The organism is Mesorhizobium sp. M0587, from assembly GCF_040320945.1.
Classification (GTDB): Bacteria; Pseudomonadota; Alphaproteobacteria; order Rhizobiales; family Rhizobiaceae; genus Mesorhizobium.
The window spans coordinates 50254-68497 of sequence record NZ_JAMYQP010000001.1 but is presented as its reverse complement, the minus strand read 5'-3'; the positions used below and the strand labels follow the sequence as shown (position 1 = coordinate 68497).

At 63.9% G+C, this 18244-nt stretch carries 14 protein-coding genes; 8 read left to right on the top strand and 6 right to left on the bottom strand.

Annotated elements, in window-relative coordinates; all coding sequences use genetic code 11:
• The first annotated feature begins 11 nt into the window (after positions 1 to 11).
• The 4 genes from NKI49_RS00320 to NKI49_RS00305 all read left to right on the top strand — a co-directional run bounded on the left by NKI49_RS00320 (position 12) and on the right by NKI49_RS00305 (position 4327).
• On the top strand, positions 12 to 1448 hold the full coding sequence (locus NKI49_RS00320) for a glutamine synthetase family protein (protein WP_352598308.1): 1437 nt from the start codon (positions 12 to 14) through the stop codon (positions 1446 to 1448).
• 56 nt (positions 1449 to 1504) lie between these two features.
• Entirely contained in the window at positions 1505 to 1867 is a 363-nt protein-coding gene (locus NKI49_RS00315) for a four helix bundle protein (RefSeq protein WP_352598345.1), read from the top strand.
• A gap of 39 nt (positions 1868 to 1906) precedes the next feature.
• Positions 1907 to 3193: an NAD(P)/FAD-dependent oxidoreductase gene (locus NKI49_RS00310; protein ID WP_352598309.1), complete on the top strand. Its 1287-nt coding sequence runs from the start codon at positions 1907 to 1909 to the stop codon at positions 3191 to 3193.
• A gap of 255 nt (positions 3194 to 3448) precedes the next feature.
• Positions 3449 to 4327: an SH3 domain-containing protein gene (locus NKI49_RS00305; RefSeq protein WP_352598310.1), complete on the top strand. Its 879-nt coding sequence runs from the start codon at positions 3449 to 3451 to the stop codon at positions 4325 to 4327.
• A 145-nt stretch (positions 4328 to 4472) separates the two neighbouring features.
• On the opposite strand, the gene NKI49_RS00300 is transcribed toward NKI49_RS00305, so the two are convergent.
• A complete protein-coding gene (locus tag NKI49_RS00300; protein WP_352598346.1) occupies positions 4473 to 5219 on the bottom strand; it encodes an SDR family oxidoreductase in 747 nt (248 codons plus the stop codon).
• A 310-nt stretch (positions 5220 to 5529) separates the two neighbouring features.
• On the opposite strand from NKI49_RS00300, the gene zwf reads away from it, so the two are divergent.
• From zwf to edd, 3 genes are all read left to right on the top strand, one after another.
• Positions 5530 to 6999, top strand: coding sequence for a glucose-6-phosphate dehydrogenase (zwf, locus tag NKI49_RS00295; protein WP_352598311.1), 1470 nt, complete (start codon positions 5530 to 5532; stop codon positions 6997 to 6999).
• The gene (gene pgl / locus NKI49_RS00290) at positions 6981 to 7697 is read left to right on the top strand and encodes a 6-phosphogluconolactonase (RefSeq protein WP_352598313.1); all 717 of its coding nucleotides are present in this window, start codon (positions 6981 to 6983) and stop codon (positions 7695 to 7697) included. Before zwf ends, pgl begins: the two co-directional genes overlap by 19 nt.
• Before the next feature lie 73 nt (positions 7698 to 7770).
• Entirely contained in the window at positions 7771 to 9615 is a 1845-nt protein-coding gene (edd, locus tag NKI49_RS00285) for a phosphogluconate dehydratase (RefSeq protein WP_352598314.1), read from the top strand.
• A gap of 46 nt (positions 9616 to 9661) precedes the next feature.
• On the opposite strand, the gene NKI49_RS00280 is transcribed toward edd, so the two are convergent.
• From NKI49_RS00280 to NKI49_RS00260, 5 genes are all read right to left on the bottom strand, one after another.
• Complete coding sequence (locus NKI49_RS00280; protein WP_352598315.1) at positions 9662 to 9940, bottom strand: helix-turn-helix domain-containing protein; 279 nt, start codon at positions 9938 to 9940, stop codon at positions 9662 to 9664.
• 141 nt (positions 9941 to 10081) lie between these two features.
• Positions 10082 to 11731: a vWA domain-containing protein gene (locus tag NKI49_RS00275; RefSeq protein WP_352598316.1), complete on the bottom strand. Its 1650-nt coding sequence runs from the start codon at positions 11729 to 11731 to the stop codon at positions 10082 to 10084.
• Positions 11732 to 12043: 312 nt separating this feature from the next.
• On the bottom strand, positions 12044 to 13006 hold the full coding sequence (locus tag NKI49_RS00270) for a GlxA family transcriptional regulator (RefSeq protein ID WP_027027361.1): 963 nt from the start codon (positions 13004 to 13006) through the stop codon (positions 12044 to 12046).
• 47 nt (positions 13007 to 13053) lie between these two features.
• Positions 13054 to 13953, bottom strand: a complete 900-nt coding sequence (gene folD, locus NKI49_RS00265) for a bifunctional methylenetetrahydrofolate dehydrogenase/methenyltetrahydrofolate cyclohydrolase FolD (protein WP_352598317.1) — start codon at positions 13951 to 13953, stop codon at positions 13054 to 13056.
• Positions 13954 to 14135: 182 nt separating this feature from the next.
• A complete protein-coding gene (locus NKI49_RS00260; RefSeq protein ID WP_352598318.1) occupies positions 14136 to 16700 on the bottom strand; it encodes a GNVR domain-containing protein in 2565 nt (854 codons plus the stop codon).
• Positions 16701 to 16899: 199 nt separating this feature from the next.
• Between NKI49_RS00260 and NKI49_RS00255 the strand changes: the two genes are divergently transcribed.
• Positions 16900 to 18195 carry a lipopolysaccharide biosynthesis protein gene (locus tag NKI49_RS00255; RefSeq protein WP_352598319.1) on the top strand — a complete coding sequence of 432 codons (1296 nt, stop codon included), beginning with the start codon at positions 16900 to 16902 and terminating at the stop codon, positions 18193 to 18195.
• Positions 18196 to 18244 lie beyond the last annotated feature (49 nt).

Here is an 18244-nt window from a genome sequence, read left to right as displayed (position 1 = left end):
CAATCTGGTGAATGATGCCGCCTGCAAAAAAGGAAGTCCGTCCGTCGAGCCGCGGAGGACGAGCCCGTACCCCTGCCTTCGTGAAGAACCAACGCGGCGTCAAGAACTGGAAGGAAGTCAGCGCCTGGCTGGAATGGCGCGGCATCGAGGATATCGAATGCATCACCCCTGACCAGGCCGGCGTTGCGCGCGGCAAGATGATGCCGTCGAAGAAATTCACCTCCAACACTTCGCTCGCGCTGCCTTCGGCGGTGTTCATGACCACTATTTCCGGCGGCTATCCCGAGGACGGCAACGGTTTCCACTACCCCGAAGACGACGGCGACCTCAAGCTGATGCCGGACCTGTCGACGCTGACGGTGGTGCCCTGGGAGGAAGACCCGACGGCCGCGGTCATCTGCGACCTCGTCCACCAGGATGGCCGCTCGGTGGAATTCACGCCGCGCAACGTCTTGAAGCGCGTTCTAGCCGCCTATGACAGGCGCGGGCTGAAACCGGTGGTGGCGCCCGAGATCGAATTCTATCTGGTGCGCAAGAACCCGGATCCGGATTATCCGCTGACACCGCCCGTCGGCCGTTCGGGGCGAGCGATCGGCGGCGGCGCCGGCTATTCGATCGCCGGCGTCAACGAATTCGACGAGCTCATCGACGACATCTATCATTTCTCCGAAAGCCAGGGCCTGGAGATCGACACGCTCATTCATGAGGAAGGCGCCGGCCAGCTCGAGATCAACCTGCGCCATGGCGACCCGATCGAGCTGGCCGACCAGGTGTTCATGTTCAAGCGCACCATTCGCGAGGCGGCGCTCAAGCACGAGATCTATGCCACCTTCATGGCCAAGCCGATCCAGGGCCAGCCGGGCTCGGCCATGCATATCCATCAGTCGATCATCGACAAGAAGACCGGACGCAACATTTTTTCGGCCGAGGACGGCTCGGAAACGGAGGATTTCTTCCATTTCATCGGCGGCATGCAGAAGCATGTGCCGAACGCGCTCGTGATGTTCGCGCCCTATGTCAATTCCTACCGCCGACTGACACAGGCGGCCTCGGCTCCGGTCAACAACAAATGGGGCTACGACAACCGCACCACCGCGTTTCGCGTGCCGCGTTCGGATCCGGCGGCGCGGCGCGTCGAAAACCGCATCCCTTCCTCCGACGCCAATCCCTACCTGGCACTCGCCGCTTCGCTCGCCTGCGGGCTGATCGGCATCACCAACAAGATCAAGGCCGAGCCTCCGGTGCTGACGACGGCCAATGCCGACGAGATCGACCTGCCGCGCAGCCTGCTGGAGGCCGTCGACCTGTTCGAGGGCGATGAGGAACTCTGTGCGCTGCTGGGCAAGTCCTTCGCCGCGACCTATGCGGCGATCAAGCGGGCGGAATTCGAGACCTTCATGGAAGTGATCAGCCCGTGGGAGAGGGAGTATTTGTTGCTGAATGTCTAGGGGAGTAAGGGAGTAGGGGAGTAAGGCAGTAGGGCAGTAGGGGGCCACAGACGATGGTGAAGATAGATTCGTACAGGGATCTGATCGTCTGGCAGCAGGCAATGGACTTGGCGGTATCAATCTACAAGACGACAAGAGCCTGGCCGAAAGAAGAGCTTTATGGACTGACAAGTCAGCTACGGCGCGCAGCAACTTCCGTGCCCGCCAACATCGCTGAGGGCTATGGACGAGAAAGCCGAGCTTCCTATCAGCAATTTCTGAGGATCGCGCAGGGATCCCTCAAGGAGTCGGAGACGCATCTGCTGATTGCGCAGCGCGTCGGAATCGCCTCGAACGAGGCAATCGACCCGTTGATGACCTCCAGCGAGAGCGTGGGAACGCTGTTGCGGCTTCTGATCCGCAAATTGTCACCTGAATAGTCCCCCCTACTGCCCTACTCCCCTCCCTTGTCGAGCATCATGCCCTACCAATCCCCAATCTCCCCTGGCCGGTCCTGGTATGAGGACACGGCCGGCCCACGGCCCGGGTATCCGGCGCGCGACGGCGACCGGAATTGCGACGTCGTCATCATTGGAGGCGGGTTCACCGGGCTGTCGGCGGCCGCCCATCTTGCCAAGGCGGGAACCAATGTCGTGTTGATCGAGGCGCATCGCTTCGGTGATGGCGCGTCTGGGCGCAATGGCGGCCAGCTTGGCACCGGACAGCGGGCCTGGGTCGAAGACTTGGAGGCGGAATACGGATTTTCCCGTGCCAAGGCACTGTTCGATCTCGCCGAGGAGGCGAAGGCGCATCTCCTCGAATTCGCCGCCGCCAACCAGATCGATATCGACTACATGCCGGGCCAGCTCTCGGTTGCGCACAAGCCGCGCTATGTCGACGAGTACAAGGCGCATGCCGAGATCATGGCCGGCCGTTTTTCCTATCCGCATATTTCTTTCATGGATGCGACGGAAACTGCGCAGCGGCTGGGCTCGACCGCCTATTTCGGCGGCACGCGCGACACCGGCACCGGCCACATCCATCCGATGAAACTGGTGATCGGCACGGCGCGGGTGGCGGCACAGGCCGGCGCACAATTGTTCGAGGGGACGCCGTCGACCGGCATTGTTTCGAGCGGCGGCATGGTGAAGGTTTCGACAGCCAAAGGGACGGTCACGGCGCAGAAATGCCTGGTCGCGGTCAATGCCTATGGCGGCACGATCGAGCCGGTGAGTGCCTCGCACATCATGCCGATCGGTTCGTTCATCGGCGCGACCGTGCCGCTTGGAGCGGATTCGAACGTGCTTCCGGGCGGCGAGTCGGTCGACGATTCCCGCTTCGTGGTGCGTTATTTCCGCAGATCCGGGGACGGACGGCTGCTGTTCGGCGGACGCGAGGTATATGGCGTCAACGATCCTAGGGATATCCACATCCACATCCGCCGCCAGATCGCGGAACTCTACCCGGCGCTGAAGGATGTCGAGATCACGCATGGCTGGGGCGGCTATGTCGGCATCACGGTGCCGAGAAAACCGTTCGTGCGCGAAGTGATGCCGAACGTGATCTCGGCCGGCGGCTATTCCGGCCATGGCATCATGCTGTCGAACTTCTTCGGCAAGCTCTATGCCGAGACCGTTGCCGGCAACCGCGACCGGCTCAAGCTGATCGAGGATTTGAAAATTCCGCCGTTCCCAGGCGGCCGGCGCTTTCGCGCGCCGCTGCTTTTCCTCGCACTCAACTGGTTCGCGCTGCGGGACAGGATCTAGATCGATCCGCTCATTGTAATATTGTTGTAATATTTCTTGCCCAGGCCGTGCGTTGCGGAATCCCCGGCAATAGCGCAGAATCCTCCGCAATGGCGCACTGATGCCACAATCACGGGTAAAAGATGCCTGATATGGGCTTCTATACGGGGACTTATGCGGGCTCGCCCGCTTTTGATTTGGGACCGATGCTGATCGAATGCACGATTTGCGGTATTTGATCGTAAGAACACCGGCCCGCTTATGGAGGTTGCAAGAGTGAGAGAGCCCTTCGGTTTCGGTGCTCCGGAACGTCGGCGCTTTGCCATGCAATTCGGCTATGACATGCGCCCGTCATTTTGGCAGGAAGTTCGTTCCAATTCCCATCTGGTGATTGCCGCGGTCGGCACTGCCGCGCTGCTTGGCGTGGCGGCGGTGGCGCTCTGGCTGGCATTGCCGGCGAGCGAGAGGCAAGCTGCTGCTAGCACCGAGCAGACCATTCCGGCTGTCCCGGTCAAAACGACCAAGATCGCCGCTCCGGGGACCACGGTGACCGCGGCAGCCGCGCCGCAGGCGGCGCGCAAGTCCGACCAGGTTTCACCAACCGTGGCTGTCGCTGAAGCCGCCATTCCGGCACTCTCGGCCAATGATCCGCGTTGGACGGGCGCACAGCCGAAGGCCGTGTCCGCTCCCGCTCCGACTTCTTCCGATCAGGTGGCGAAACAGGCTCAACAGGCCCTGAACAAAGCGGCGGCATTCACGCAGCCGGCAGCCCATACCGATGCCAGCACCGAACTTGCGAAGGTCGCCGCGCCCACTCCGGCCACGGGCAGCAATCCCGATGGCGCACAAACCGCCGCCATCCCGGCCGCCGCCATCCCGGAGGCGCAGCCGCACGTGCCGGCTCCGCAGGCCGTAGCGGTTGAAGGCGACGGCAGCCAGGCCAAGGAAGAGCCACGGAAAGTGGCCGCTGCCGGGTCGGGCCGGACTCTCAGGGCCGTGACCATGCGCACCGGTCCGAAGAAGAATGCAGCAGTCATCGGCACGGTGCCCGCCAAAAGCTCGGTGCAGGTGATGAGTTGCAAGCAATGGTGCCAAGTCGTCTACAACGGCAAGACTGGCTGGATCTACAAGAGCTACATCAAGACCGGCGCCTGATACCTACTGCGCTAACCATCTTTTTTAGGCAATTCCGGACAAACCCGTTTCGCACTTTTCCCGGAATCGCTTCGGGCAACTTCGAGTCAAGTCAAACCCGGTGGCAAGGCAATGCCTGCTCCGAAACTTGCAATCGCGATGCGCCTCAGATGCAGCGTCCGCCGTCGACCTCGAGCGCCACACCGGTGATGAATGCGGCTTCGTCGGATGCCAGCCAAAGTGCCGCGTTGGCGATGTCGAGCGGTGTCGAAAGCCGGCCGAGCGGGATCGATGCCCGGAACTTCTCGCGGATTTCAGGCGTGTCGGCGCCCATGAACTTCTCCAGCATGCCGGTTTCGCCAGCGACCGGACAAAGGCAATTGACGCGGATGTTCTTGGGCGCGAGTTCCACCGCCATCGATTTGGTGGCGGTGATCGCCCAGCCCTTCGACGCATTGTACCAGGTGAGGCCCGGCCGGGGCCTGAGACCCGCCGTGGAAGCGGTGGTGAGGATGACGCCGCCGCCTTGCCGCTCCATGACCGGCACCACGGCAAGTGCCGCGTGATAGATCGCCTTCATGTTGACGGCGGTGATCAGGTCGAAAGTTTTCTCGTCGACCTCGAGCATGTCGCCATTGCGATGGGTAAACCCGGCATTGTTGACCATGATGTCGATGCGGCCGAAGGCGCTTTTGGCGGCATGGACCATCTCGTCGAATTCGGAGCGCAGCGAAACATCGGTCTGCGTCCAGATCGCGCTTTCGCCGATCTCGTTGGCCACGCGCTCGGCCCCCTTGGCGTTGAGGTCGGCGACGAGCACCCGCGCGCCCTCTTGCGCGAAGCGCTTCGCCATGCCTTCGCCGAAGCCTGACGCCGCGCCCGTGACAATGGCGACCTTGTTTTCGAGACGCATGGTTTTCCCGCTCATTGAGATCATCCCACAACTGGCATAACAGGCCCCATCGTCATGACGCATGCCGCGACGGCCGCGCCGATTTCTCCCTTAGCTTTCGTCACATTCACGTTCTATGCTGCAACTGCGAACGCTTTCGGGAGTCGTCGCCTAGCGACAAGCCTCCGGGGGACGCCGGTGTCAAGCGCACATGTGGACCGAACCAGTATGCAGCGATTGGTCCTCGATGTGACACCATGGCACTGGAAAATTTAAATCGATTAGATTATATCAGCCGCGTACTAGCGACCGGCGTCAAAGCGGACAGACCATGACCAGCCAGATCATCCCCGTCGAGCCTTTCGATTTCATCATTTTCGGTGGCACCGGCGATCTGTCGGAACGCAAGCTTCTGCCTTCGCTCTACTACCGCCAGCGCGACCATCAATTCTCCGAGCCGACGCGCATCATCGGCACGTCTCGTTCGAAGATGAGCGATGAGGAATTCCAGTCCTTTGCCAAACAGGCGATCTCCGACCACGTCAAGCCGGCCGACATCGACGCCAAGGAACTGACGACCTTCCTGGCACGGCTGTCCTACGTGTCGGCCGATGCGACGACCGGTGCTGGCTTCGACAAGCTCAAGAAGGCGATCGGCGACAGCGACCGCATCCGCGCCTTCTACCTGGCGGTCGCGCCGGCGCTGTTCGGCGATATCTCGCACAAGCTGAAAGAGCACAATCTGATCACGCCGAATTCGCGCATCGTGCTGGAGAAGCCGATCGGCCGCGACCTGGCCTCGGCCCAGACGCTCAACGATCTGGTCGGCGACGATTTCCACGAAAGCCAGATCTTCCGCATCGACCATTATCTCGGCAAGGAAACGGTGCAGAACCTGATGGCGCTGCGCTTTGCCAACGCGCTTTACGAGCCGCTGTGGAACTCCGCCCATATCGACCATGTGCAGATCACGGTCGCCGAAACCGTCGGCCTGGAAGACCGCGTTACCTATTACGACAAGGCCGGCGCGCTGCGCGACATGGTGCAGAACCATATGTTGCAGCTGCTCTGCCTCGTCGCCATGGAAGCGCCGTCGTCGATGGACGCCGACGCCGTGCGCGACGAGAAGCTGAAGGTGCTGCGGGCGCTGAAGCGCGTCAACGGCAACGAGGCACCGAAGCACACCGTGCGAGGCCAGTACCGCGCCGGTGCCTCGGCCGGCGGGCCGGTGAAAGGCTATGTCGAGGAACTCGGCAAGGACAGCAATACCGAGACCTTCGTCGCCATCAAGGCCGAGATCGGCAACTGGCGCTGGTCGGGCGTGCCGTTCTACCTGAGGACCGGCAAGCGGCTGGCGACGCGGGTTTCGGAAATCGTCATCGAATTCAAGCCGATCCCGCATTCGATCTTCGGCGACAGCGCCGGGCCGATCTTCGCCAACCAGCTGGTCATCCGGCTGCAGCCCGACGAAGGCGTCAAGCAGTTCATCATGATCAAGGATCCGGGTCCCGGCGGCATGCGGCTGCGCCAGATCTCGCTCGACATGAGTTTCGCGCAGTCCTTCGACGGCCGCGCGCCCGACGCCTATGAACGGCTGATCATGGACGTCATCCGTGGCAACCAGACCCTGTTCATGCGCCGTGACGAGGTCGAGGCGGCATGGAAATGGATCGACCCGATCCAGAACGCCTGGGAGAGTGCCCGGCAGGAGGCACAGGGCTATACCGCGGGCACTTGGGGACCCTCGGCTTCCATAGCACTGATCGAACGTGACGGGCGGACATGGCACGAGAGCAATTGAACAGCGCCAGCTATGGATGGAACGCCTTTTCCGATCGCCCGGAATTGGCGGCCGCGCTGGCCGCGGAAGTCTCGGGCCGTCTGGCCAAGGCGATAGCCGAGCGCGGCACGGCGCTGCTGGCGGTTTCCGGCGGCACGACGCCGGCGAGATTCCTCGCGGCACTTTCAGGGTCGCCGATCGCCTGGGACAAAGTGATCGTGACACTGGTCGACGAGCGCTTCGTCCCGGCCTCCTCGCCGCGCTCCAATGCCGGGCTGGTTGCCGCCAATCTGTTGCAGAACGCAGCCAAGGCAGCGCGCTTCGTGCCGCTCTACCACGAGGGCGCCGGCATCGAGGATGCGGCCACATCCGACGATGCGGCCCTGCGGTCATTGCCCTGGCCGCTCGACGTCGTCGTGCTCGGCATGGGGCTGGACGGCCACACCGCGTCGTTCTTTCCCGATGCCGACGACCTGGCAAAGCTGCTCGATCCTTCTTCGGACAGGATCGTGCTGCCGGTTCATGCGTTGAGTGCGGGTGAACCGCGGCTGACCCTGTCGCTGGCGCGCATTGTCGATGCCGGTTTGATCGCGCTGCACATAGAGGGCGAGGACAAGCGCAGCGCCTTCGACGGGGCGATTGCGCCCGGACCGCGAAAGCCGATCCGCGCCGTGCTCGACGCCGCACGCAAGCCCGTAGAGGTTTTCTGGGCACCCTGATTACAGATTCACAATGGTCCCGGCAAACGGCGGGAGGATGTTTCCGGGACCTCGCTTGAAAGGACCGACCGCCATGACCGCAAGACGCGACATCGAAGCCATCACCGACCGCATCCGCCAACGCTCGAAGGCGGGGCGCGAGGCCTATCTTAGCCGCATCGCCACCGCATCGAGCCAGACCGCCAACCGGTCGGTGCTGTCCTGCGGCAACCTTGCCCATGGTTTTGCGGTCTGCAGCCCCTCGGAAAAGCTGGCACTCGGGGCCGACAAGGTGCCGAACCTCGGCATCATCACCTCCTACAACGACATGCTGTCGGCGCATCAGCCGTTCGAGACCTACCCCGCCCTGATCAAGGAGGCGGCGCGCGAGGCCGGCGGCCTCGCCCAGGTGGCCGGCGGCGTGCCGGCGATGTGCGATGGCGTCACCCAGGGACAACCCGGCATGGAGCTGTCGCTGTTTTCGCGCGATGTCATCGCCATGGCCGCGGCGATCGGGCTGTCGCACAACATGTTCGACGCCGCCGTCTATCTCGGCGTCTGCGACAAGATCGTGCCGGGGCTGGTGATCGCGGCACTGACCTTCGGCCATCTGCCGGCGGTGTTCATCCCGGCCGGGCCGATGACCACGGGCATCCCGAACGACGAAAAGGCCAAGATCCGCCAGCTCTATGCCGAAGGCAAGGCGGGACGCGCCGAACTGCTGGAGGCCGAGTCCAAATCCTATCACGGCCCGGGCACCTGCACCTTCTACGGCACCGCCAACTCCAACCAGATGCTGATGGAGATCATGGGCCTCCACACGCCGGGCGCTTCCTTCGTCAATCCCGGCACGCCGCTGCGCGACGCCCTGACCCGCGAAGCGACGAAGCGGGCGCTGGCGATCACCGCACTCGGCAATGCCTATACGCCGGTCGGCCGGATGATCGACGAGCGTTCGATCGTCAACGGCGTCGTCGGCCTGCATGCCACCGGCGGCTCGACCAACCACACCATCCATCTCATCGCCATGGCGGCGGCGGCCGGCATTGCGCTCACCTGGCAGGATATTTCGGACCTCTCGGAAGCCGTGCCGCTGCTGGCGCGCGTCTATCCGAACGGTCTTGCCGACGTGAACCATTTCCACGCCGCCGGCGGGCTCGGCTTCCTGATCCGCGAACTGCTCGACGAAGGCGTCCTGCACGAGGATGTGCAGACTGTGTGGGGCGAAGGCCTGCGGCCCTATGCGGTCGAGGCAAAGCTCGGTGCCGACGGCAGCGTCGTGCGTGAAGCCGCACCGCGCGCCAGCGGCGACGAAAAGGTGCTGGCCCCGTTCAAGAAGGCGTTCCAGCCGACAGGCGGCCTGAAGGTGCTGTCAGGCAATCTCGGCCATGCCGTCATCAAGACTTCCGCCGTCAAGCCGGAGCGGCGCATCATCGAGGCGCCGGCCAAGGTGTTCGACAGCCAGCAAGGGCTGAACGACGCCTTCAAGGCGGGGACGCTCACCGGCGATTTCATCGCGGTCGTCCGCTTCCAGGGCCCAAAGGCCAACGGCATGCCGGAGTTGCACAAGCTGACCACCGTGCTCGGCATCCTGCAGGATCGCGGCCAGCGCGTGGCGCTGCTCACCGACGGGCGCATGTCGGGCGCCTCGGGCAAGGTGCCGGCGGCGATCCACGTGACGCCGGAAGCAGTCGAGGACGGGCCGATCGCCAGGATCCACGACGGCGACGTCATTCGGCTGGATGCCGATGCGGGAACGCTCGAAGTCCTGGTGCCGGCGGCGGAATTCGCGCTGCGGCGAACAGCGGATGCCGACCTCATCGGCAATGAATTCGGCTTCGGCCGCGAGCTTTTTGCCGGATTGCGGCAGCTGGTGGGCCGCGCCGACCACGGCGCCAGCGCGTTCGGAACCGCCGCAGCGGAATTCGCGCTGCAATGAAAATGGACAGCTACGACATGCAAGCCGAAACTCCCGGCAACGCAAGCTATGCGACAGCCTTCGCCACCATGTCCGGATGCCGACCGATCACCCGTACATAGGCGATGGCGAAATCCGGTGCGGTTGCCCGCGCCTGTTCCCAATCGCGCAGGGTGCCGACCGGAACCCGAAAGCGGCTGGCAAACTCGGACTGCGATAGGCCAAGCCCGGTCCTCGTCTTGCGGATCAGGCGGGCGCGCTGGCCCCGGTCCATCGCCTCGGCCGCCACGTCGAAATCTTCGGCGTCAGCCGGGTCAGCAGGTAGTGAGATATGCTCGTTCTTCACCCTTGTTGCTCCTTCTCACCGAAATGAAGCGAAGCGGGGCAGCTCGCCCCGCCAGACGAAGACGCCGGTGAACAGCTTCTCCCCGACGATGCCGACCACCTTGAACCGTTCCTCGCCATCGATCTCGCGGATAGAGGGGGCCTACTGAACCGTGATCTCGGTCCGTTCGCCGGCCTTGATCGTCACAGGCATCTCCTTGTCATGGCCTTCGTCCGACATGTGCCGGACAACGACATAATCGCCGGCCGGGATCGTCTGCTGCCAGCTGTCGCCGTAGTTCAAGCCGAGCGATTTGCGCTTGCCCTCGATGTCCTTTTTCGACGAAAGCACCTCGATCGAATAAGCGCCGGGCGCCGACATTGCGAGCACGCCCGCATCGAGCGCGACTTTCACGTCCAGGCTGTCGCCGACCTTGATGGTGAACGGCTGCTCGACAACCGCAAGATCGAGCGTAGTGACCGCAACATAGTCGTCCGGCGGCAGCCAGAATTTGCAATCAGGCCGATAGGAGTGCTCGACGCTGTCGCGCGAGCCGTCGATCTTCTTCTTCGCCTTGACGATCTGGAAGCCGATGCCCGAGCTGTCGGCCTTGTCGCCGCCGGCGGTGTAATAGGCGTTGAGGACGGCATGCCCGACCCCGACGACCACGTCCTTTTCGATCGTCTGTCCGGCGGCGAGTTGGACGGTCTCGGTGACGGTGCCGGCGCCGATCTCGACCGTGATCTTCTGTTCGCCCGCCGGGACGATGACCTTGGTGTCGCCGTAATGGGTGGTGTTGCCACCGGGATAGGCGAGATCGACATGGGCTTCGTCGCTGATTTCGGCGCCCTGGCTCGGCCGCGGATGGATGAGCACCGTGCCGGCGTTCAAGGTGAACAACGGCTTGTAGACCTGACCCGCCTCTATCTTGACCTTCTGCTCGACCTTGGCCTCGTCGTCGCGGGCGACGACGACATAGTCGCCGGGCTCGAGATTGCCGTTGTAGGTGCCGTATTCGGTGGTGACGGAATCCCCGCGCGAGCCGTCCGGCTTGGCCTTGTAGATCTCCCAGGCATTGCCGTCGGTGATCGGCTCGCCGCCTTCGGCCATCACCACCGTCGGCTGGAAGTTGAATTCCGGTTTCGCGGGCTCGGGCACGGGGGCCGGAGCCGGTTCGGGAGCGGCCGCCGGTGCCGCCACGGTCTCGACAAGCGCCTCCTGCAAAGCCTTTTCGTCGGAGGCCTGGATGTATTTGCCGCCGGTGTTGTCGGCGAGGCAGGCGATCTGCTTGCCTTCGTCGGCGGTCAGGCCGAAGCCGACGACATCGGCGGTGAAGTCGACGCCGGACGCCTCCAATTCCTTGCCAAGCGCACAGGGGTCGCCACCGCAGGTTTCAAGCCCATCGGTGATGAGGACGACGGTCGCCTTGTCCTCGGTGTATTTCAGCGCTTCGGCCGCCTGCTTGACGGCTGATGTCAGCGGCGTCTTGCCGAGGAACTTCAGACTGTCGGCAGCGGCCGAGATGGCGCTTGCCGAGCCTGCCTGGGGCGGCACGATCAACTGGATATCCTCGCAGCTGCCTTTTTCGCGATGACCGTAGGCCATGAAGCCTATCTCGTCGTCGGCGGGAACCGACTGAAGCACGGTTCTCAGCGATTCGCGGGCGATTTCGAGCTTGGGCTTGCCGTCGATCTGCGCCCACATCGAGCCGGAGGCATCGAGAATGACGATGACCTTGTTCGCGGCAAAGCCGAACGTCGTCATCGACAAAAGGAGGATCGCCGCAGCGACGCTCCGTGCAAGTCCCGCCATCGAAATCTCCTGAGTTAGCCCCCTCGTCCGCACGGGGAAACTATTTGAGCGCGGATCGGGACACAAGCCCGAGGCGCATGGATGCAGGGCAACGAATCCGGGTTAACGGGGAGCGTTCGCCGGCGCGTTGGGTTGAGAAGCGGTCACTGGCGCACATCTGCACCGTGGATGAATACCTACCATAGCTGCGGTCAGGATGTCAAGAAAAAATTCCTATCGAGAATGCCGGCAACAAGCTGGCGGCATCGCCGGTTTTGGCCGTCGTCAGGCCTTTTGCCGACTTGAGTTCGGAGTCCTGCGCATGGATGTCGCTCAGTATGTCGTGCGCCGCTCTTCGGAAGGCGGGCGGCCAAACTGCAGCCGGTAGCTCTGGGCAAAATAGGAATGCGAGGTGAAGCCGGTCGCGATCGCCACGTCGAGGATCGGCATGTTGGTCTGGCGCAGCAGTTCGCGCGCCCGCTCCAGCCGCAGCCGCATGTAGTAGCGGCCCGGCGTGACGTTGAGGTGGCGCAGGAAAAGGCGCTCCACCTGGCGCACCGAAAGACCAGCCGACTTGGCGAGTTGCACCGCCGACAGCGGCTCGTCGAGATGATCGGCCATCAGCTCGACGATGCGCCTGAGTTTCTCGGATTTGCCGGTCAGGTCTCGTTCCGGCCCGACGCGCTGGCGGTCGCCGGCCGAGCGGATGCGCTCATGCTGGAACTGGTTGGCGACGCCGTTGGCGAGGTTCGAGCCGAAATCGCCGCGCACGATCTCCAGCATCAGGTCGATCGAGGTGGTGCCGCCGGCACAGGTGTAACGCTTGCGGTCGATCTCGAAGACATTGCCGGTGCAGTTGATGTCGGGAAAACGCTCGACGAAGCCGGCGCGGTTTTCCCAATGGATGGTGCAACGATAGCCTTCTAGCTGGCCGGCCTCGGCCAGCAAATAGGATCCGACCGACAGCGCACCGAGCGCATTGCCGCGCCGGCCCCAGCTGCGCAGTGCCGCCAGCACCTTGCTCTTGCCTGGGAATTCCGTCGTCAGCCCGACCGAAACGAAGAGGATATCGACGGCCGGGAGGTCGGCGACGCTGTAGTCGATCTTGAGCGGCAGGCCGTTGGAAGCCATCACCGGGTCGCCATCGGCCGACACCGTCGTCCAGCCGTAGAAATCGCGGCCGAGCAGCCGGTTCGCCGAGCGGAACGTGTCGATCGCGGCGGCCAGCGAGAACATCGAGAACTTGTCGACCAGCAGGAATGCGAATTGCCGGCCGCCTTGAACGGGATCATTCATGACCGGCCGTTCCTGGGAAACAGAGGGGTTCGGCAAAGCTGGCGCTTTCAGAAGGAGGGCCGTTTCAATCCGGCCGCAAGGTAGGCGGAGGCTAATGTATTGGCCATCAGCATGGCAATGGTCATCGGCCCGACACCGCCGGGTACCGGTGTGATGGCACCGGCTTGCTTGGCCGCTTCGGCAAAGGCGACATCGCCGACGAGGCGGGACTTGCCCTCGCCCTTCTCGGGTGCGGGAATGCGGTTGATGCCGACATCGATGACGGTGGCGCCGGGCTTGACCCAGTCACCCCTGATCATCTCAGGCCTGCCCACCGCCGCGACAAGGATGTCGGCGGTACGGGCAAGTGCCGGCAGGTCCTTGGTGCGGCTGTGCGCGATGGTGACGGTGCAGTTGGCGGCAAGCAGAAGGTTGGCCATCGGCTTGCCAACGATGTTGGAGCGGCCGACGACGACGGCGTTGAGGCCGGACAGGTCCTTGCCGCGCACGCGCTCGATCAAAAGCATCGAGCCGGCGGGCGTGCAGGGCACGAAGGCGGTTTCGAGTTCGCCGGTGCCGAGCTTGCCGACATTGATGAAATGAAAGCCGTCGACGTCCTTCTCCGGCGCGATGGCCTGGATGATCTTGCCGGCGTCGACATGGGCGGGCAGCGGAAGCTGCACCAATATGCCGTTGATGGCCGGGTCCGCGTTGAGCTCGCCGATGAGTTTGAGCAGTGCGTCCTGGGATGTCTCGGCCGGCAACGTATGCTGGAGCGAATGAAAGCCGCATTCCTTGGCAGTGCGGGATTTCGAGGCGACATAGACCTGGCTCGCCGGGTCCTCGCCGACGATGACCACGGCGAGACCAGGCTTGGCCTTGCCTTTGGCGACAAGCTCTGACGTCAGCGTCTTGACTGTCCGCACCACGTCTTCGGCGACGCTCTTTCCGTCAATCAATTCGGCCATGGACAACCCTCGACACCGTTTCGCTCAAGCCTTGAACCAGGCCCGGATGCATGCTTTTGGCGACATGCACAAGCGCGGCATTTTCACGAAAATTCAAGCACGCAATCCCGTCAAAGCGCCGTCTCATGCCGTTTACTCGAAACCGGCGGGGTTTTGTTCGGCACCGGGGACTTTTGTATGGCTCAGAAGTAGCGGCGGTGGGCGCGGCTCTCGGTGAGTTCGCGAACCGCCTCGCGGAATTCGCGCAGGCTGGCGCGAATTTCCTCGATCGGTGCCTGTTCGGCGCCCTCCTCGACCCGCGGAGCAGGATCCGCCGGTGGCTGGGCAGGACGGGCCGGCGGCTGCGCCGGAGCGGGCTGCGGCGGATACGGCATCTGCCCGGCAAACGGCGCCAATGCCTGGCCGTAGGGGGAGCCTGCCGGCGCCCGCGTCTGCCAGGACTGCATCTGCGGGTAGCCCATCGGCTGCGCCTGGGGATAGGACGGCGAAGCAGGAAGCGGATACATCGCCTGCGGCGGCGGCATGAACGGCGACCGTGACGGCGGACCCATTGTCCGCGGATATGCGGCATCGGCACCCGGTGGGAACGGTAGCTGCGGGTAGGCCGGCGGGGGCATGAAGGCGGGATCCGGGTGCGGATAGCGAGGGAGCATGGAAGTGTCCGGCGGCCGCGTGTTTCCGGCCGGAGCAGGTGGGGCGAACTCGTTGGAAATGGCTTCGTGCGCCTCGCCGGACGGCTCGCGGGATACAGCCTTGCGCAGCTTCGCCATGAGAGCGCCGATCCGCCCGGACCTCTCGACGGAAGCGGCTTCGGCCTTCGCGGCGGGCGGCGGTGGTGCAGGCGGTGGCGGTGCCGGGGTCACCGGCGATGCCTGCATTGGCGGCACAGGCGGAGGTGCTGCCCGGAATGACTGTTCCTCGAGCGATGCCTTGCGGCCATGGCGCGATCGCGAAGTCGCGGTCTCGCGCAAGCTCTCATAGGCGCCACGCATGGCGCCAAGGCCTATGCCGGAGGCAAGACCCAGGAGCAGGCCGGCGAGCACGACCACGGCCCGCGACGGGCCGTTCGGCTCGAGCGGCGCGAAGGCCTTGGAAATCACATTCATGTTGGCGGTGTTGATGTCCTTCTGCTCGCCGGTCTCCTTGGCGCGCAGCAGGAACTGTTCATAGACGGAGCGCTTGGCCGTGGCTTCACGCTCCAGTTCGCGCATCGATACCAGATCGCTGTTGACGTCGCCGCTGCGGACCTTGAGCTGCGCCAGGCGCGAGGCCAGATCCTGCTCGAGCTGGACGGCGCGCTTCAGATCGACCTGCAGCGACGATGCGATGCGACGCAGTTCGCCGGCGATGCGGTCGCGCGCGCCGGCAAGCTGTGCATTGATCGCCTGGAGTTCGGGGTGGCGCGGGCCGAGCCGGATGGCGGCGCGATCGGATTCCTGCTTGAGCGCCGCGTATTGCGAGCGCAATTCGCTCATCGTGTTGGAGTTGATCTCCTCGGGCAAGGTGCCGGACAGAACCGAGTTGACGTCGACCGCGCGCGCCGAAGCCGCCCTGGCATTAAGCTCCAGCGTACGGGCGCGAGCGACCGACAGCTGTTCGTTGAGCTTCAGCATCTCGTCGTCGCTGATCAGGTGGCCCTGTGCGTCGACAAGGTCGTGCGAGGCCCTGAATTCCTCGACCTTGCGTTCGGCCGCCTCGACGCCCTTGCGCAGTTCGCCGAGCCTTGCCGTCAATTCATCCGTCGCACGGCCGGCGGTATCGGACTGGATCTGGCCGAAGGTCTGGAGAAAGACATCCGTCATCGTGTTGGCGATGAGAGCCGATTTCTCGCCATTCTGCGTAACGGCGCTGACGGTGATGACGAAGGTCTTGCCGCCGCGCGCCACCGAAAGGCTTTCGGCCAGATTGCCGACGGCGAGCGCGCGGCGGCGGGCATCGTCGACGCCGCCCGGCCCATCGTGGCGCGACAGGATCGAACGGACGAGCGAGATGACGCCGAGGCCGCCGCTGCCCTGGCCATTGAACTCCGGGTCGTTGACGAGATTGAGCTTGTCGACGACCTTGTTCAAAACAGTGCCCGAGGTCAGCACCCGGACCTGGTTTTCGACGATGGCGAGCGTGGCGTCGGAGGCGACCACATTCTGGGTGAGATCGCGGTCGGTGAGCTTGAGATCACGCGGGTCGACGATCAGTTCGGCGGTGGCTTCATATTTCTTCGGCATGGACAAAGCGATCGCGATACCGAGGCCGGCGCCCAGTATCGTGGTCGTGACGATCAGCGCCTTGGATCTGGCGATGCCACGAACCACCTGCATCGGATCGATCAGCGGCTTCCACTGCTGGTCGTCCTGACCATCGCCGGCGGATGCATCCGCCTGTCTCGCATACCGGGATCCCGACGCATCATGCGGGCCGCTGCCGGAATGCTCTTTGGGGGCGGTCCTTGTGTGCGTCGAGGCTGGCGGCAAATCGTCGACACCGGTCTCCTGCGGGCGGCGAACGTCGTCTTGCGCCGCCGGGTGCTCGTCCGGCTGGAACCGCTCTGTTCCCATGCCGGCGGGCGAGGTCCGCACTTCGCGCCGGGAACGGGCCAACCGGTGGCGCGTGGCCGCATCCTCGCGCCATGACGGGTCCGCGCGATCCCCTATCGAGACCAGCGATGCGTCGTCCTCACCGCGCACGGCCTGGCCCAACGCCAGCAACGAGCGCTCGCGCTTCCAATCCTCACGATCATTCCTGTCGACCATTGTCTTGGAGCTTCACTCTTGGCCGCTTGGCAGCGGCGGTCGGCCATTCGTTAAGTCACGCTAAACAAGCATAGAAAACAAAAGGTTAATTTTCCCAGCTGGAAGGGGAAGGTTTCCCGCCTTGGTTGCATAAATCCAGCCCATGCGGAACGCCTCAGAACGGCACGTTAAACATTCCCGCCTATGCCTTCCCCGACGCATGACCGAGGCCAGCGACATACCGCAAAGGCGGACCCTCACCCGGATCGGCACCTTCGTGGCCGAACGCCGGGGATTGCTCCGCGACTATCTGTCGGCGATCAGCGGCGCCGGCGGGCGGCTGGTGTTTTCCCTCGCCTATTTCATCGCGCTGGCCAACACGCTGTCCATCTCCGATTTCGGCATGTTCGCCACCGCGTCGGCAGCCGGGGTGATGCTGTCGCGCCTCCTGGCCTTCGGCTTCATCTCGGCGCTCTATCGCACCGCGACCATCCGGCCCAATCTGATCGGCACCTTCAGCGCCGGGTTCCTGCTGCTCGGCGTCGCTTCGCTGCCGCTGCTGGCCGCGAGCTCGTTCGGCGTTTACGCGATCTTCTTCGCCGGCACCGTGCCGCTATCGGTGTTTTCGGCCGTCGTCTTTGCCGAGGCGCTGTTGTGGCGGCCGGTAGAAGTGGCGCTGATCGTCAACAACGGCCTCGGCAGGTTCGGCCGCGCCGCGCTGCTGACGATCCTGGCCACGGCATTGCGGGCGCTTGGCGCGGTGCTGTTCATGGTCTGGGGGCAGCACAGCGTCTGGGTGTGGTCCTGGTTCTATATCGGCGCCAATGCGGCATCGCTGCTGCTTGCCTTCGGCTTCTTCTATCCGCGCCAGCGGCTGCGGCTGCGTACCGAGCTTTATCTACGCCGGCTCGCGGATTCGATCTACGTGGCCGGCGCCGAGGTGCTGTTCTACTTGCAGATGGAATTCGACAAGCTGCTGGTGCTGGCCATCGGAGGGCCGCACCTGGCCGGCATCTATGCCATCATCATGCGGCTGGTCGACCTGACGGCAATCCCCATTCGCACCTTTTCGATGATGCTGGTGCAGCGCATGATGCGCGCGCCGGAACTCTTGTCGCGGCTGGCGGTCAAGAGCGGTATCGAGGGCGGCGTGTTCGCCGTCTCGACGCTGGCGCTGCTGACGCTCGCCATCGTGCTGCATTTCTTTCCCAACGCGCTCGGCAGGAATGTCGCCGAGGCGGCCCCCTTGGTCGCACTGGCGATCTGCGTTCCGGGCCTGCGCAACCTGGTCGAATACCAGGCTGAGCTTCTGTTCGCGCGTGGCCAGACTTTGGTGCGGGCGCTCAATCTCGGCCTGCTCGCCGCGCTGAAGGCGCTGCTGCTGACCTACGTGCTGACCACCATTGCCGATACGCCGAAGCTGGTGCTGTCGCTCAATGTCGTCTTCCTGCTGCTCTATCTCGCGTCGATGCTGCTGACCTATTCGGCGCTGCGCAAGCCGGCGAAATCCGTCTAGGCTTCTTGCCTGAGCGTGATCTTTTCCGAAGACCGGTTCCCACTTTTGA